The 207-nt window shown below is 38.6% G+C and carries 1 rRNA gene; it reads right to left on the bottom strand.

From position 1 onward, the window contains the following. Positions 1-126: 126 nt before the first annotated feature. Positions 127-207 (bottom strand): 16S ribosomal RNA (locus LQ622_RS15010); the annotation flags it as partial.

The following is a 207-nucleotide window of genomic DNA, read 5'->3' as shown; positions in this document are numbered from 1 at the left end:
GTAAAATCTATTTTACTTACTTATCTAGTTTTCAATGTGCAATGTTGAATGTTATAAACATTCAAAACTGAATACAATATGTCTTCGTTATTCCATGACCTAAAGGTCATTCCGTAATATCCTTAGAAAGGAGGTGATCCAGCCGCACCTTCCGATACGGCTACCTTGTTACGACTTCACCCCAATCATTTGTCCCACCTTCGACGG

The sequence above is a fragment of the Mammaliicoccus sp. N-M50 genome, from assembly GCF_022386995.1.
GTDB classification, from domain to species: domain Bacteria; phylum Bacillota; class Bacilli; order Staphylococcales; family Staphylococcaceae; genus Mammaliicoccus; species Mammaliicoccus sciuri_A.
The sequence above is the reverse complement of the archived record's forward strand: the minus strand, read 5'-3'. Positions and strand labels throughout refer to the sequence as shown.